Below are 15,477 nucleotides of genomic sequence, written 5' to 3' on the forward strand. Positions count from 1 at the left end.
CATGGCTTTACCTGAATTCACTATGCGCGGCCTGCTCGAGTCGGGAGCGCATTTCGGCCACCAGTCGCACCGCTGGAACCCGAAAATGGCTCCGTTCATTTTCGGCACCCGCAACAATATCCATATCATCGACCTCGCTCAGACGGTGCCTTTGCTGCACCAGGCCCTGAAGACGATATCCGATACCGTCGCGAGAGGCGGCCGGGTTTTGCTGGTCGGTACCAAGCGGCAAGCTCAGGACGCAATCGCCGATGCGGCGAAACGTTCGGCGCAATATTATATCAATTCCCGCTGGCTCGGCGGCATGTTGACGAACTGGAAGACGATTTCAGCGTCGATTCAACGTCTTCGCAAGGTGGACGAACTGCTGAATGGCGGCGCGGTCGGACTGACCAAGAAAGAGCGCCTTATGATGTCGCGGGAACGCGACAAGCTCGAAAAGGCGCTCGGCGGCATCAAGGACATGGGGGGTACCCCCGACCTTATCTTCGTGATCGACACCAACAAGGAGCAATTGGCGATCAAGGAAGCGGTCCGACTGAAGATCCCGGTCGTCGCGGTCCTCGACACCAATTGCGATCCGGACGGCATCACCTATCCGATTCCCGGCAATGACGATGCCGGACGTGCCATCGCTCTTTATTGCGACCTTATTGCCCGCGCGGCGATCGATGGAATTTCGCGCGCTCAGGGTTCGACCGGTGTCGACCTTGGCGAAATGGAAGCCCCCGCTGAGGAAATTTTGCCGCAGAGCGGGACGGTCTTGAGCGATGTTTCCGAGACGCCTGGTGAAGTTTTCGAGCTTCTCACCGCGCCGCGCGGTGCACCGGACGATCTCGCCAAATTGCCGGGGATCGGGCCTCAAATCGTCAAGAAACTCAACGATGCCGGCATCTATCATTATTGGCAGATCGCCGCCATGACACCGGAAATTGCCACCAAGGTCGATCACGACCTCAAACTGGGTGGCCGTATCGAACGCGACGGCTGGATCGATCTGGCCCGCGCTTTCGTTGCCGCTTGAGTTGCGCCCCGCATAGGCTGCGGGAAACTGCAATGATGATGTCGTATTCGCAGGCTCATGGGAACGCGTCGGCGGTCGATGTTTCCACCACGAGCCTGCCGGAAACCGTGAAGGAACACCCCTATGGCAAACGTCACCGCGGCGATGGTGAAGGATCTTCGCGAGAAGACCGGCGCCGGCATGATGGATTGCAAGAACGCCCTCGGTGAGACCGAGGGAGATATCGAGGCGGCCATCGATTGGCTGCGCAAGAAAGGTCTATCCAAGGCCGCCAAGAAATCCGGCAGGATCGCCGCCGAAGGCCTTGTCGCGATCGCCGTCCGGGAAACCGATGGCGTCGTCGTCGAAGTCAACTCCGAAACCGATTTCGTCGCCCGGAACGAGGATTTTCAAACGCTTGCGCGGAATATCGCGGGAGTTGCCATGACCTCCGGCGTGACCGATGTCGAAGCTTTGAAGGCTGCCGCCTATCCAGGGGGCGCGACGGTCGCCGAAGCAATCGCCGGTGCCATTGCCAAGATCGGCGAGAACATGACGCTGCGGCGCGCCGCCGCTGTGCATGTACAGAAGGGTTTCATTGGTCACTATGTCCATAATGCGGTGGCAGACCGCCTCGGCAAGATCGGCGTGATTGTTGCCCTGGAATCAAACGGTGACGCTGCGGCTTTGGCGCCGCTCGCCCGTTTGATCGCTCTGCATGTGGCGGCGGCCAACCCGCTGGCCCTTGAGCCCTCCGCTCTGGATCCGGCGGTCGTCGCGCGGGAAAAGGCTGTGCTTGCCGACAAGAACGCCGGCAAGCCCGCGCATGTTCTGGAAAAGATCGTCGACTCGGGACTGAAAACCTATTTCAAGGAGGTTTGCCTTCTCGACCAGCCTTCCATTCACGCCGAACATGCCAATAAAACAATCGGTCAGGTGGTCAAAGAGGCGGAAGGTTCGGCCGGGGCGCCCGTCAGCCTGAAATCTTTCGTGCGCTATGCGCTCGGCGAAGGCATCGAGAAGCAGGAAACCGATTTTGCTGCCGAAGTCGCCGCGGCAGGGGGCCAAGTCTAGGACTCGGAGGGATGGGAAAGCGGGATCAGCCGACGTGCTTTAGAGCCGGTTTGGCCTCTCGATCAAAGAATGCCCGTTTTCCTATCGGCTTGCCTATTGTTTAAATTTGACTTCGCAAGAATTTCGCAGGAGTTTCGCAATTGTCTGGGTGCATGGGTTCATGCGCCGAAAATCGAAGTATTCGGGAGAAAATCCCAAGGAGAATACCAAATGCTGGTTCGTGGATCTTGGTCGCTTATCGGTTTCTCCGCATCGTCAATTTTGTTTGCTCTCGCATTTGCGGGGCAAAGTTCAGCGCAGGATGCACGCCAGATCTGCAGCGAAAAATATCAGGCCGCCAAAGCGGCGGGGTCATTGAACGGCGAGGCGTGGCCCCAATTCTACAGCCGCTGCACGACCGAGATTAAGGCGGGTTCCGCGGCCACCGAGGCGGCCGCGCCGACCCTCGACATTCGCCAAATCTGCAGCAAGAAATACCAGGCTGCCAAAGCAGCAGGGGCTTTGGAAGGCGCGACCTGGCCGCAGTTTTACAGCCGTTGCACGAGCGAAACCAAAGCCAATCCGCCGGCGGCCGAACCTGCTTCTCCGGCACCTGAGGCGGTGGCTGTCGCCCCGCCTGTTGTCGCGGCACCCGAACCGCCTGTAGCGGAGCCGGCTCCCCCGCCCGTCGTTGCTGCACCTGAGCCGCCGGCTGCCGAGCCGCCCGCCGCCCCTGTTGTCGCCGCGCCCCCGCCGCCCGTTCATACCCCCGCGCCGACAGTGGTCGCGACACCCGCGCCGGCGCCCGCCGTCAATCCGCTCAAGCCGGCCCCGACGGCGAAGCCTGTTGCGCCGGCCGCGCCTGCGGCCCCAACGACGGCAGCCGTGTTTCCGACTGCGATTTCGCCCGACTTCGCGAGCGAAAAGCCCGCCAAGGCGCGCCTCAAGACCTGTTCCAAACAGTTTCAGGCGAACAAGGCAACCAACGCCAATGGCGGCCTAAAATGGATCCAAAAAGGCGGCGGCTATTGGAGCGAATGCAATAAACGGCTGAAGGGTTGACGCGAAAGCGCCAATTTCTGCCTCCGCGTCTTGCGGACGTGGCGTCTAGATCACGATGATTTTGGATTGACTCAATCCAAAATCATGAACGTGATCGATTCCAAAAGTTTAGAGCGGGATGCCGGCGGAAAACCGGTCTCCACTTTTCCTCATCCCGCTCTAGCCAAGATAGGCGTAAGCGGCCCCCGCCGTTCCTAATGCACCGAGCACTAGGGCCGCGTACCACGGCCAGCGCTGTCCTCGGATGATGATCGCAATCGTCGAAATGGCTATTGCGACATGAAGTAGCGTCACCGCAATCGTGAGAACGTGGTGGCGCGCTTCGTGACGTTCACTGTCCCGCAGCTTTGCTTCGGTTTGATGCTCCAGCGTTTCCCCCTTGCTAAACAGCTCCTGCTCGTCCTCGCCATAGCGCTCCGCTTGTTTTTTGAAGCTATCGGCTGAGGGGCCGCCATTTGCCGCGGCAATGGCATACAGGTTTTTCTTGATGCTTTTCGCCTGATAAAAATTCCAGGTGTCGGTCGCCTTGTTTTCAAAAAGCACGGCGGCGTTCTTGTCGCCTATGGCTGCTGCTGTTTCGAGCGTCTCAAGACTGCCGACGGTCGCGGCAACGACGGCTAGGATCGCTATCGTGATCGAGACTTGCGTGAGAAACGGATCGCCCAAGAAGGCGGCATGCTGTGCATGTTCGGCGTGCTCAATATGCTCGATCGGAGATTCGGACATGGAGGTTTGTTCCCTTGAGGATGGATATTGTTGGCCTGCTGGAGCGCCGAACCCGCGGGGAAGCTCGGCTTCACAGAAGCCTGGAGCCTTCTCATTGCTGATTCGCGTCGCAAGCGTCCATTTGGCGCTCATAAATGTAGCGGCTTTTAATGGACAGGGAGAATCGAGCGACCTATAAACTGCCCCGTCACGGGCACCGACGCGGGAATTTCCCTCGGATATAGGACTCTGAACACATCATGCAGGATACCAGCGTACAAGACCGTAATATTGCAGACGTCCATTCTCAATCGGCGCTTCATCGGCGGACCATGGTCGACTGCCAGATCCGCACTTTTGACGTCACCGATCAGCTGCTTTTGGCGCGTTTGCTCGAGGTTCCGCGCGAGGATTTCCTGCCAGCGGAACTGGCCTCGCTTGCCTATTCCGACCTTGCCCTTCAACTGAAGACCAGCAATCCCGGCGAAAAGCCACGGACCTTGTTGCCTCCGCTCGTCCTGGCTCGGCTGATCCAGGGAGCCACCTTGGCCGCGACCGATCGTGTCCTCGATGTCGCATCGGGAACCGGCTATTCGGCGGCCATTCTCGCCGGACTCGCGGGGAGCGTGGTCGCGCTCGAATCCGACCCTGCGTTGTTTGCTCATTTGAAGTCCAATTTGGAGTCGTTCGGACTTTCTGAGGTGAAGACCGTGTTGGGGCCGCTTGCGGATGGCGTGGCCTCCGAAGGGCCCTTCGATGTCATTTTCGTCAATGGCGCGGTGGAAACCAATCTTGCGACTTTATTTGCGCAATTGAAGGAGGGGGGACGTCTGCTGGCCCTGACTTGCCTTCCAGGTGATTCGGGTGGGCGCGCTGGCAAAGCGGTCCGCTATGAAAAGATCGACGGCCAGACCGGATTCCGCGTTTTGTTCGATGCGTCCGCACCAGTCCTCGAGACCTTCCGGAAGGCTGAGGAATTCACATTTTCTTGATATTCCCGATGAGTTCTCTTCGATTTGATCGGCGTGCGTCGCTTTCCTCCTGCAATTGTCTGAGGATCGGGGCTGAGTGTCACATTTTTGCGACGAAGTTGGGAATTCTAGGAAGCGTGCCGCGAACATAGGTCGTCCGCCTTAGTCTGCGGATAAAGCTTACGTAAACACAGGCCGTTCGTTTTGATTCTGGCTCGCGGCATTGATAGCGGTTGGCGCAATAGATAATCGCTTTGGTCCGCGCCGGTTAGTTTCGAATTAGAGATTGGTTTTCTGGAATGCGCGGCGCCATTTTGACTCGTATCCATTTAGGTTTGCGGTCCGCTTTGGCGGGCGTTGCGGGCGCCTTGATCGTGATCGTGTTGCCGCCGAGTGTCACGACCGTCACCGCGGAAACCATGTCAAGCGCGTTGACACGAGCCTATGGCGGAAACCCGGATCTCAACCAGCAGCGGGCGGGCGTGCGTGCGACCGACGAAGATTTGCCGCGCGCGAGTTCAGGATGGCGGCCACAGGCCTATGCGAACGCGCAATTCGGATATAATTATTTCGACGTCACCACCAATGGTGCGACATCCACCGGTCTGAACAACACGCTGGAACAGGGCCGCATTCGGCAAAGGGCCGGAACCGATCCCGGCGGGTTCGGGCTCACGGTCACGCAAAATCTCTTCAACGGCAATCGTACGCTGAACGGTGTGCGCCAGGCCGAGTCCAATATTTTCGGCGCGCGGGAATCCCTGCGCAACACCGAGCAGAATGTGCTGCAAAACGGTGCCACCGCCTATATGAACGTGCTGCGCGATACGGCCATTCTCGATCTGCGCAAGAACAATATTATTGTTCTCGAAGAACAGCTGCGCCAAACCCGCGATCGCTTCATCGTCGGCGAGGTCACCCGGACCGACGTTGCCCAGGCCGAGTCGAGCCTTGCGTCCGCCCGTTCGGATTATTTTACGGCGCAGGCCAATCTGCAGACCAGCATCGCCAATTACCGCCAAGTGATCGGCGTCGAGCCGACCAAGCTCGAACCCGCGCGGACGATCGAGAGCCTGCTGCCACGCTCGCTCTCGAGCGCGGTAGAACTCGCCTTAAACGAACATCCGGGGATACAGGCAGCGCTCCATCAGGTTGATGTCTCGGCCCTGCAGGTGAAACTGGTCGAAGGCGAACTCTATCCGACGCTCAACGTCAGCGCCAATGTCCAGCAGAATTATAACTATACGGGGATTCCCGGAGAACGTTTCCTGAATGGCTCCATCACCGGCCAGCTCACCGTGCCGATCTATGAAGGAGGAGAAGTCTACGCGCGTGCTCGAAAAGCCAAGGAAACCTTGGGGCAAGCCCGATTGCAGGCCGATCTACAGCGCGATTTCGTGCGCGCTGCTGTCGTTTCCTCCTGGGGACAGCTCGATACCGCACGCGCTGTCATCCAATCGTCAAAGGCGGCGGTGAAGTCCGCCGAAATCGCTCTCGATAGCATCCGCCAAGAGGCTCAAGTCGGCCAACGCACCACTTTCGATATTCTCTTTGCGCAACAGACTTTGCTGAATACCAGGGTGACTCTGGTTGTGGCGCAGCGCGACCGCGTCGTCGCCTCTTATGCGGTCATGGGCGCGATCGGGCGGCTTTCGGCTGCAAACCTCAATCTGAATGTCTTGGAGTACGATCCGACCATCCATTTCGATCAGGTCAAGGACAAATGGATCGGCCTTCGCACCCCGGACGGGCGCTAGCTCGACGAGCGAAAGTTTCGCACAAGCCGTCTTCGCCATCATGGGCGTTCTAGGCGCGATCGATCTTCGCCCGCCGGAAACCTTGACCTCCGACATCAAAGCCTGTGAAACGCCGATACTTCATCTTGCCATTGAAGTTAAGCAAGGTTTAAGTTGGTTAAACCTGTCTGTTACCCCGTCCCGCGTCGTCAGCTCTTTTTGGATCGGTCATGGCGCGTCTTTCGGGCCATGTGATAAACGCCGAGGCGCTGGCTTTTTTATAAGTTTAGCGATTGTAAAGAGACCCTCCGACCCTCGATACAAAGACTACAGTGCGTTCGATCGACGTGCGGTCCAGTCTAAAGTGGCAAGTTTCGCGTATAAAGCGTTTTCACTTCATTGAATCGACGGATCGGCGCGAGTTACTTGTTGTCCAGATTAGCCTCTGTTGCTGTCGCATATAACTAAATTTGAAAGCAAAGAGCCCATGAACGCCCTTAATCCTCTGTTGAAAGATGGTTCTTTGCCGCAAGCCAGAGCGCAGGAACCTTCGATGGAAGACATCTTGGCATCGATCCGCCGAATCATTGCCGAGGATCATTCCGACGGTTTTGCCGGCGCCTACCCGCAACGGCTGGGGAGCGTCACGCCCGAGCCGCTTGGGCTCGACCAGACCGAAGGGGCCGCAAGCTCCGACCCAGAACAGCCGCTTCTCTCGGCAGCCACCGAAAACTCGGTCGTCACGGCATTCAACATTCTTCTCGCCAGCAAAGCCGTTCAGCAGAGCGATTTGGTCATTGATCTCGCCCGCGACATGCTTCGGCCCATGCTCAAGGCGTGGCTCGATGACAATCTCCCGGCGATTGTCGAGCGTCTGGTCAAGGCCGAGATCGAACGGCTGACCCGCGCGGACTAAGGAAACTCCCCTCGCAACGGCTCACAGCGATATTTGGCGGGGGTCCACCCGTCTTGAGAGCGGGCTTGCCTTTTGCTCGCCGGTTTGCCATCGCTCACGGATGACACGGCAGCCTGACACGCTGAGCCGCCAAGGGCGCGCCAGCGACACCGGACCAATGATCCCATGATGGAAAAGACTTTCGATCCCCAGGCGGTCGAAGGCCGTATTGCGGCGGCATGGCAAGCGGCAGGCGCATTCGAGGCCGGACGTCCCGAGCGGGCAGGGGCGGAGCCCTTCACGGTCGTCATTCCGCCGCCCAATGTTACCGGCTCCCTGCACATGGGCCATGCCCTCAACACGACCTTGCAGGACATCCTTTGCAGATTTGAGCGCATGCGAGGCAAGGACGTGCTGTGGCAACCCGGCACGGATCACGCCGGCATTGCGACGCAAATGGTTGTCGAGCGGCAGTTGATGGAGCATCAGCAGCCTGGCCGGCTCGCCTTGGGCCGGGAAAAATTTTTGGAGCGCGTTTGGGAATGGAAAACCCAATCGGGCGGCGCGATCGTCAATCAATTGCAACGGCTCGGCGCCTCCTGCGACTGGACGCGCGAGCGCTTCACCATGGACGAGGGTCTTTCCCGCGCTGTCGTGAAAGTCTTTGTTCAGCTCTATAAAGAAGGCCTGATCTACAAGGATAAGCGTCTCGTCAATTGGGACCCCCAGCTTCAGACCGCGATCTCCGACCTCGAAGTGGTGCAAGTCGAGACCAAGGGTCACCTCTGGTATTTCAAATATCCGGTTGTCGATGACTCCGGCGCCGACACCGGCGAATTTATCGTGGTCGCCACCACCCGGCCGGAAACCATGCTGGGCGATACGGCGGTCGCAGTGCATCCGAGCGATGAGCGCTATCTCCATCTTCACGGCAAAAAAGTGCGGCTGCCGCTCGTCGGGCGTTTGATCCCGGTCGTCGCCGACGAATATTCAGACCCTGAAAAAGGCACCGGCGCGGTGAAGATCACCCCCGCGCATGATTTCAACGACTTCGAGGTTGGTAAAAGGCATGGGCTGCCGCTCGTCAATGTGCTCGATGCGGAAGGCGCCATCACACTGCAAGGCAATGTCGATTTTCTCGACGGTTTGCCGGACTCTTATCCTTACGAAGAGACGATCGCCGCGCTCGACAGGAAATCGCGCGAGACAGCCCGTAAGATTGTGGTCGATATGATGGAGGCCCAGGGGCTTCTCGACAAAGTGGAGGCCAACCAGCACGCAGTTCCGCATGGCGATCGTTCGGGCGTCGTGCTTGAACCGCGACTCACCGATCAATGGTATGTCAATGCGAAGGTCTTGGCGGAGCCAGCGCTTGCTGCCGTGCGTGAAGGCAAGACCAAGTTCGTCCCAGAGAATTGGGACAAGACCTATTTTCAATGGCTGGATAACATCCAGCCCTGGTGTATCTCGCGGCAGCTTTGGTGGGGACACCAGATCCCGGTGTGGTATGGATTCGAGCCGGCCGGTTCGGGGTGGATCGCTCACTCCGATAAGCACGTCTTTGTCGCTGAAACCGAAGAACACGCGGTCTCTCTGGCGGAGGAGTATTACAAAGCAAAGGTAGTCGTTATTGGCGACGACTCGGAGATCTTTAAATCCGACTGGGTCAGTCGCATTCATTCGGGTGAGCGGCTCGATACCTATCCAATCCAGCGCGATCCCGACGTCCTCGACACCTGGTTCTCTTCCGCGCTCTGGCCTTTCTCCACCCTCGGCTGGCCGGACGAGACGGCGGAGTTGAAACGCCGTTATCCGACGAGCGTGCTCATCACCGGTTTCGACATCATCTTCTTCTGGGTCGCAAGGATGATGATGATGGGCCTGCATTTTATGGGCGAAGTGCCCTTCCACGACGTCTATATCCACGCCCTCGTCCGCGACGAGAAGGGCGCGAAGATGTCGAAGTCGAAGGGCAATGTCGTCGATCCCATAAACCTCATCGAAGCCTATGGGGCGGATTCCCTGCGCTTCACTTTGGCTGCCATGGCCGCGCAAGGCCGCGACATCAAATTATCGACGCAGCGGATTGAAGGGTACCGGAATTTCGGAACCAAACTTTGGAACTCCGCGCGCTTCGCGGAAATGAACGGCTGCGTGAGACAAGCGGGGTTCGATCCACGGCGAGTTCAGATCACCCTCAACAGCTGGATCATCGGTGAGACCGCCAAGTCGGTGGCCGAGGTGACAGCGGCGATCGAGGCCTATCGTTTCAACGATGCCGCGAATGCCGCCTATCGTTTCGTCTGGAATATTTTTTGCGACTGGTATCTCGAACTCGCCAAGCCGCTGCTGCAAGGTGCCGATGGCCCGCCGAAGGAAGAAACCCGCGCCACAACCGCGTTCGTGCTCGAACAGATCATCAAGCTCCTGCATCCGTTCATGCCGTTCATCACGGAAGAACTTTGGCTGATCAAGGGCGCGGAAGGGCAACCCCGGGAAACTTTGTTGGCGCTGGCGGAATGGCCGAGGCTCGAAGGCTACGATAATCCGGCTGCCGAAGCAGAAATCGGTTTTATCGTCGAACTCGTCTCGGAAGTGCGCTCGGTACGCGCGGAGATGAATGTTCCCGCCGCCGCGCAAATCCCCTTGGTGCTCGTCGCCGCGTCCAAGGAAGCAAAATCCTACGCGGAAAACTGGGACGAGACGCTGCGGCGGTTGGCCCGGCTTTCAGAAATTTCTTTTGCATCCGAGGCGCCGGAAAAATCCGTGCAAATGATCGTGCGGAAAACCCTCGCTGCGTTGCCGCTTCAGGGCGTCATTGACTTTGCGGCGGAAAAGAATCGGCTGGCCAAAGAGATTACGAAATTAAGGGGTGAGGTGGGCAAGATCGAAGCCAAGCTTGGCAACGCCGACTTCATCGCGCGCGCCCCCGAAGAAGTCGTCGAGGAAAACCGCGACAGGCTGGCGGAAGCGCTCTCCCGGGCGGACAAGCTCGAAGCCGCGCTGGAGCGACTGAGCGGTGCCTAAATCACGAATTAGCCGGCGATTGCGTCGAAGACGAGCTTGCTGTTCAGCGCGATGATGGCAATGGCGATCACCGCGGCGACGGCGCTCGTCAGCCAGGGCGCGACGAGGCTACCCATGAGCTTGCGCGAGGCGGTAAACCAAACCAGCGGGACAACGGCGAAGGGCAGGGTAAGGCTCAGCACCACTTGGCTCAGAACGAGCAAACCGTTGGTCGCACTCGCGCCACCAATAAGGATGGCGGCGACCGCCGGCACAATCGCGATGAGCCGTGTCAAAAGCCGCCGCGCCACGGGGTTGAGCCTGATATTGACGAAACCCTCCATGACGATCTGACCGGCAAGCGTCGCCGTCAAAGTCGAGTTCAGGCCGCAGGCGATGAGAGCGATGGCGAACAGCTTGGCGGCGAGCGCGCTTCCCAGCAGGGGCGCGATCAAGCGATAGGCGTCCGGCAGCTCGGCAACTTCCAAATGGCCATGTGCGTGAAACGCTGCTGCCGCGAGAATCAGGATCGACCCGTTGATCAGGAGCGCGAAGAAAAGCGCGATCGTCGAATCGAGAATTGCGAAACGGATCGCGGACGCCCTTTCGGCGGTGCTCGGGCCGACCGCTCGCGTCAGGACAATGCCGGAGTGCAGATAGAGATTATGGGGCATGACGGTCGCGCCCAAAATCCCAAGTGCAATATAAAGCATCGCCGGGTTGGTGAAGAGTTCGCGGCTGGGCAGAAGGCCCCTGGCGACTTCCGCCATGTCAGGCCGGGCGAGGACAAGTTCGATCGCGAAACAGGATGCGATCAAGATGAGAAGCGAGACGACGAAGGCTTCGAGCTTGCGGAAACCGAACCGCATGAACGCAAGGATGAGCAAGGCGTCGAGCGTCGTCAAAATAACCCCTGCACCCAGCGGCAAGCCGGTCAGCAGTTCGAGGCCGATGGCAGTGCCGATGACCTCGGCGAGGTCGGTCGCCACGATCGCCGTCTCCACGACCAGCCAGACCCCGATGCTAACCAGCCGAGGAAATGCATCGCGACAGTTCTGCGCGAGATCGCGCCCCGTCGCAAAGGCGAGCCGCGCCGACAGGGCCTGAAGGACGATGGCCATGAGGCTCGACAGAACGGCAACATAAAGCAACGCGGTGCCGAAGCTGGAGCCACCAGCCAGCGCCGTCGCCCAATTGCCGGGATCCATATATCCGGTGGCGACGAGATAGCCGGGCCCCGCAAAACCCAGAAAACGACGAAAGGGCGATCCGCCTTTGGGCACATGCACGCTGCCGTGCGCTGCTCCGAGTGAGCGCGCGGCCTCCTTTGGGAGCGTGTCGGCAGCGGACGACGACATGATGTTCCTTTCGTGCAATGGCCCCAATTATCGCTCTGCGTCGGCAAGCGACGAAAATGAGGCATGACCAATCGCGGTCGGCCACCCCTCTTCACCGCGTCTCCACCCTCAAGGTGTAGCATTGGCTACAAAACTAATCAAAACTAAAAAAGTTGACTCCGATATTTTTTCTTCGACTTTGGAGTGAGGGTGCGGAATTGGCCGGGGGGAGGCCCAACGTCAGATGCGCTTAAAAAAATTGGACCTGGCGGCACCGGTCGAGTTGCCGGCGGAAGCAACCCAGGCACTACGTTTTGAAAAGGCCCGCTCCGCTCAAGCGACGGCGGTCCTGGAGGATTACGTCGAGCTGATCGACGATCTCTTGGCGAGCGGCGGCGAGGCCCGCCCGACGGACATCGCGCGTCGTCTCGGCGTGACGCATGCCACCGCAATCAAAACCATTTCCCGCCTCAAGCGGGAAGGCCTCGCCACCTCTCGACTCTATAGAGGCGTTTTCCTGACAGAGGAGGGGCACGGGCTTGCCGACCGTGTCCGCGCCCGCCATCGCCTGGTCGTCGAGCTGCTGCGGGCGGTGGGCGTTCCGGAGCAATGCGCCGAGCTCGACGCCGAGGGAATTGAGCACCATGTTTCCGACGTCGCGCTGGCGGCTTTTGCGCGTTTTCTCAAGCGCCCGGCAGGGCAGCCGTGAGCCGCGGAAAGATTGGCGCGTGGGAAGGCCGGAAACTTTAATCAATCTTTAATTTAATGAACCTTTAATCATAACGCTGCGAAGGCAGCGCTTGCCGACTCAAGTGCTGGCTGCCGCCAAAATCTCGGTGCCGTGCGGACTTAAGGGGGACCGGAAGGCTGTGGTTTCGGTGCGTAAAAAAGGGCGTAGAAAATTTGTGGCTTTGAAGTCACAGAGCACAGCGCGTTTACTTCAACTTGGCGGTACAAGAAGAAGTTTCTTTTTTGCTCTTGAACAACTTGCTACTGTTGCTTGGAACACCACCCCATCGGCGGGGCTTTGGGTTAGCCGAGTTCTCGCAAACAGGATTGATCGCCAGCTTCCCAGCGCGGCACCAGGGCTACCTCGACCTCCTAAAATTTCGTTCCCATTCATCAATACGGCCATTTCGTCCGGAGCCATTTTTAATGGACTTGCGTGTGTTCGACAAAAGTAAGCTTCCCAGCCGCCATGTGACGGAAGGCACATCTCGTGCGCCGCACCGTTCATATTTGTACGCGATGGGGCTGACGCGCGAGCAAATTCACCAGCCCTTGGTCGGCGTGGCGTCTTGTTGGAACGAGGCGGCGCCCTGCAACATCTCATTGATGCGGCAGGCCCAGGCGGTCAAAACGGGGGTTTCCGCGGCGGGGGGTACGCCGCGCGAATTCTGCACGATCACGGTAACGGACGGGATCGCCATGGGGCACGAGGGGATGAAATCATCGCTGGTTTCGCGGGACGTGATTGCCGACTCCGTCGAGCTCACCATGCGCGGACATTGCTATGATGCGCTCGTGGGCCTTGCCGGCTGCGACAAGTCGCTGCCCGGCATGATGATGGCGATGCTGCGTCTCAACGTCCCTTCGATTTTCATCTACGGCGGATCGATCCTGCCCGGCACCTTCAAGGGCCGGCCTGTCACAGTGCAGGACCTTTTCGAGGCGGTCGGGAAATATTCGGTTGGCGAGATGTCGGATGAGGATCTCGACACGCTCGAAACCGTGGCCTGTCCCTCGGCCGGCGCCTGCGGCGCCCAGTTCACCGCCAATACGATGGCAACGGTTTCCGAAGCGATCGGGCTCGCGTTGCCTTATTCCGCCGGCGCGCCCGCGCCCTACGAAATCCGGGACCGCTTCTGCTCGACCGCCGGCGAAATGGTGATGGAGCTGGTGGCCCGGAATCTGCGCCCCCGCGACATCGTCACCCGGAAGGCGCTCGAAAATGCCGCGACGGTCGTGGCTGCGTCCGGCGGGTCCACCAATGCTGCGCTGCATCTGCCGGCAATTGCCAATGAATGCGGCATCAAGTTCGATCTGTTCGACGTCGCCGAAATCTTCCACAAGACGCCGTACATCGCCGACCTCAAGCCCGGCGGCAAATATGTCGCGAAAGACATGTTCGAGGCTGGCGGCGTTCCGCTGCTCATGAAGACGCTTCTGGATAACGGCTTTTTGCATGGCGACTGTCTCACCGTCACAGGTCGGACCATCGCTGAAAATTTGGCGAAAGTTGCCTGGAATCCGGACCAGGACGTTATCTGGCCGGCCGACAAGCCGATCGCGCCGACGGGTGGCGTTGTTGGCCTGAAGGGAAACCTCGCTCCAGAGGGCGCGATCGTGAAAGTCGCCGGTATGGCGCAGTCCGAGCTCACCTTCCGGGGGCCGGCTCTTTGCTTCGACAATGAAGAGGATTGCTTCGAGGCGGTGACCCATCGCCGCTATCAAGAAGGCTGTGTTTTCGTCATCCGCTACGAAGGACCCCGGGGCGGGCCGGGTATGCGGGAAATGCTGGCGACGACGGCGGCGCTCTATGGCCAAGGCATGGGATCGAAAGTGGCTCTCGTAACGGATGGCCGTTTCTCCGGGGCCACCCGCGGATTTTGCATTGGACATGTCGGGCCCGAAGCGGCCCTCGGCGGCCCGATTGCCCTCGTGCGCGACGGCGACATGATCGAGATCGACGCGATCAAGGGAACCATCGTCCTCCAAATAGAGGATGCGGAATTCGAAAAAAGAAAAAAAGAATGGCAACCGCGTAAAACCAATTTCGGTTCCGGCGCGTTATGGAAATATGCACAGCTGGTTGGTCCGGCTGTCACCGGAGCGGTAACGCATCCGGGGGCGTTGAGTGAAATAAATGTTTATGCTGACATCTAGCCGCATAGTCGGGATTGCGCTTTTTGGCTTGGCAGTCATGCTGCCGGGGTCTCGCATCGGCGCCTTCGAGCGCGCCGACGGGGCTGGCGTGGACAAATCTCCGCTGCAAAGCTTTCAGTCCCCAAAATCGGCGCTGAAGGCGGGCCTGGAAGGTTTCCGCTCAGGCGATTCCGACTCGGCGCTAGAAGCTTTGAAATATGCGGCGGCCGGCGGCGAAACGCTGGCGCGATGGAAGCTCGCCAAAATGTACGCCAACGGCGACGGCGTGCCTCGCGACGACCTCAAGGCCTATGAATATTTCTCACAAATCGTCGCCAGTTACGACGAGGACGACCCGAGCCGGCGGGACGTCTCGATGGTGTCGAGCGCCATTGTCGCGATCGGCGTGTATAATTTGAACGGAATTGCCAGCTCCAAGGTGAAGCCGGATCCGTCGCGCGCGCTTGAAATGTTTCGCTTCGCCGCCACCAATTTTGGCGACGCCAATGCCCAATATAATTTGGCCCGGATGCATCTGGACGGCGCCGGCGTCGAGAAGGATGGCCGCGAGGCGGCCCGCTGGCTTTTCCTTGCTGCCGACAAAGGCCATCTTCAGGCGGAGGCTCTTCTCGGGCAGATGCTTTTTGCAGGCCGCGAAGGCATCCAGCCCCAGCGTGCCCAGGGTCTGATGTGGCTCACCCTGGCGCGGGAAGCGGCGGTCGATTCCAAAAAGGATAAATGGATCATCGATCTTTACGACACGGCTGTGGCTTCCGCGAATGACGCCGATCGTCAAAACGCACTCAATTTCCTCGAAGCCTATCTGAAGCGCCGCAATTAACCG

The 15,477-nt window shown here is 59.1% G+C and carries 11 protein-coding genes and 2 pseudogenes; 11 read left to right on the top strand and 2 right to left on the bottom strand.

Going from position 1 to position 15,477, the window contains the following annotated elements:
* Nucleotide 1: 1 nt before the first annotated feature.
* From rpsB to CU048_14960, 4 genes and pseudogenes are all read left to right on the top strand, one after another.
* Nucleotides 2-1,024, top strand: coding sequence for a 30S ribosomal protein S2 (gene rpsB, locus CU048_14945; protein QBR72361.1), 1,023 nt, complete (start codon nt 2-4; stop codon nt 1,022-1,024).
* A 123-nt stretch (nt 1,025-1,147) separates the two neighbouring features.
* Nucleotides 1,148-2,077: an elongation factor Ts gene (locus tag CU048_14950; GenBank protein QBR72362.1), complete on the top strand. Its 930-nt coding sequence runs from the start codon at nt 1,148-1,150 to the stop codon at nt 2,075-2,077.
* A gap of 861 nt (nt 2,078-2,938) precedes the next feature.
* Nucleotides 2,939-3,118: pseudogene (locus tag CU048_14955) on the top strand (hypothetical protein).
* A gap of 45 nt (nt 3,119-3,163) precedes the next feature.
* Nucleotides 3,164-3,280: pseudogene (locus CU048_14960) on the top strand (SAM-dependent methyltransferase).
* Here CU048_14960 and CU048_14965 read toward each other — a convergent pair.
* A complete protein-coding gene (locus tag CU048_14965; protein QBR72970.1) occupies nt 3,278-3,844 on the bottom strand; it encodes a hypothetical protein in 567 nt (188 codons plus the stop codon). The pseudogene CU048_14960 and the gene CU048_14965 sit on opposite strands and share 3 nt — an antisense overlap.
* A 239-nt stretch (nt 3,845-4,083) precedes the next feature.
* Between CU048_14965 and CU048_14970 the strand changes: the two genes are divergently transcribed.
* The 4 genes from CU048_14970 to CU048_14985 all read left to right on the top strand — a co-directional run bounded on the left by CU048_14970 (nt 4,084) and on the right by CU048_14985 (nt 10,452).
* Complete coding sequence (locus CU048_14970) at nt 4,084-4,815, top strand: protein-L-isoaspartate O-methyltransferase (GenBank protein QBR72363.1); 732 nt, start codon at nt 4,084-4,086, stop codon at nt 4,813-4,815.
* A 278-nt stretch (nt 4,816-5,093) separates the two neighbouring features.
* Entirely contained in the window at nt 5,094-6,551 is a 1,458-nt protein-coding gene (locus CU048_14975; protein QBR72364.1) for a channel protein TolC, read from the top strand.
* Between the two features lie 466 nt (nt 6,552-7,017).
* A complete protein-coding gene (locus CU048_14980; GenBank protein ID QBR72365.1) occupies nt 7,018-7,446 on the top strand; it encodes a hypothetical protein in 429 nt (142 codons plus the stop codon).
* 165 nt (nt 7,447-7,611) lie between these two features.
* Nucleotides 7,612-10,452 (top strand): valine--tRNA ligase, encoded by a 2,841-nt coding sequence (locus CU048_14985; GenBank protein QBR72366.1) that lies wholly within the window; start codon nt 7,612-7,614, stop codon nt 10,450-10,452.
* Between the two features lie 8 nt (nt 10,453-10,460).
* On the opposite strand, the gene CU048_14990 is transcribed toward CU048_14985, so the two are convergent.
* Nucleotides 10,461-11,789, bottom strand: coding sequence for a divalent metal cation transporter (locus CU048_14990; GenBank protein ID QBR72367.1), 1,329 nt, complete (start codon nt 11,787-11,789; stop codon nt 10,461-10,463).
* Nucleotides 11,790-12,012: 223 nt separating this feature from the next.
* Here CU048_14990 and CU048_14995 point away from each other — a divergent pair, with 223 nt between their 5' ends.
* The 3 genes from CU048_14995 to CU048_15005 all read left to right on the top strand — a co-directional run bounded on the left by CU048_14995 (nt 12,013) and on the right by CU048_15005 (nt 15,474).
* Nucleotides 12,013-12,477: a transcriptional regulator MntR gene (locus tag CU048_14995; GenBank protein ID QBR72368.1), complete on the top strand. Its 465-nt coding sequence runs from the start codon at nt 12,013-12,015 to the stop codon at nt 12,475-12,477.
* A gap of 446 nt (nt 12,478-12,923) precedes the next feature.
* Complete coding sequence (gene ilvD, locus CU048_15000; protein ID QBR72369.1) at nt 12,924-14,654, top strand: dihydroxy-acid dehydratase; 1,731 nt, start codon at nt 12,924-12,926, stop codon at nt 14,652-14,654.
* Nucleotides 14,641-15,474 (top strand): sel1 repeat family protein, encoded by an 834-nt coding sequence (locus tag CU048_15005; GenBank protein ID QBR72370.1) that lies wholly within the window; start codon nt 14,641-14,643, stop codon nt 15,472-15,474. Before ilvD ends, CU048_15005 begins: the two co-directional genes overlap by 14 nt.
* The last annotated feature ends 3 nt before the right edge of the window (nt 15,475-15,477 follow it).

It is taken from the genome of Beijerinckiaceae bacterium (genome assembly GCA_004564215.1).
Taxonomy (GTDB): Bacteria; Pseudomonadota; Alphaproteobacteria; order Rhizobiales; family Beijerinckiaceae; genus Methylocapsa.

What these genes read in the sequence shown, in the direction of transcription:
- rpsB (QBR72361.1), top strand. Translation starts at nt 2, where the DNA reads ATGGCTTTACCTGAATTCACTATGCGCGGCCTGCTCGAGTCGGGAGCG.
- CU048_14950 (QBR72362.1), top strand. Translation starts at nt 1,148, where the DNA reads ATGGCAAACGTCACCGCGGCGATGGTGAAGGATCTTCGCGAGAAGACC.
- CU048_14965 (QBR72970.1), bottom strand. Translation starts at nt 3,844, where the DNA reads ATGTCCGAATCTCCGATCGAGCATATTGAGCACGCCGAACATGCACAG.
- CU048_14970 (QBR72363.1), top strand. Translation starts at nt 4,084, where the DNA reads ATGCAGGATACCAGCGTACAAGACCGTAATATTGCAGACGTCCATTCT.
- CU048_14975 (QBR72364.1), top strand. Translation starts at nt 5,094, where the DNA reads ATGCGCGGCGCCATTTTGACTCGTATCCATTTAGGTTTGCGGTCCGCT.
- CU048_14980 (QBR72365.1), top strand. Translation starts at nt 7,018, where the DNA reads ATGAACGCCCTTAATCCTCTGTTGAAAGATGGTTCTTTGCCGCAAGCC.
- CU048_14985 (QBR72366.1), top strand. Translation starts at nt 7,612, where the DNA reads ATGATGGAAAAGACTTTCGATCCCCAGGCGGTCGAAGGCCGTATTGCG.
- CU048_14990 (QBR72367.1), bottom strand. Translation starts at nt 11,789, where the DNA reads ATGTCGTCGTCCGCTGCCGACACGCTCCCAAAGGAGGCCGCGCGCTCA.
- CU048_14995 (QBR72368.1), top strand. Translation starts at nt 12,013, where the DNA reads ATGCGCTTAAAAAAATTGGACCTGGCGGCACCGGTCGAGTTGCCGGCG.
- ilvD (QBR72369.1), top strand. Translation starts at nt 12,924, where the DNA reads ATGGACTTGCGTGTGTTCGACAAAAGTAAGCTTCCCAGCCGCCATGTG.
- CU048_15005 (QBR72370.1), top strand. Translation starts at nt 14,641, where the DNA reads ATGCTGACATCTAGCCGCATAGTCGGGATTGCGCTTTTTGGCTTGGCA.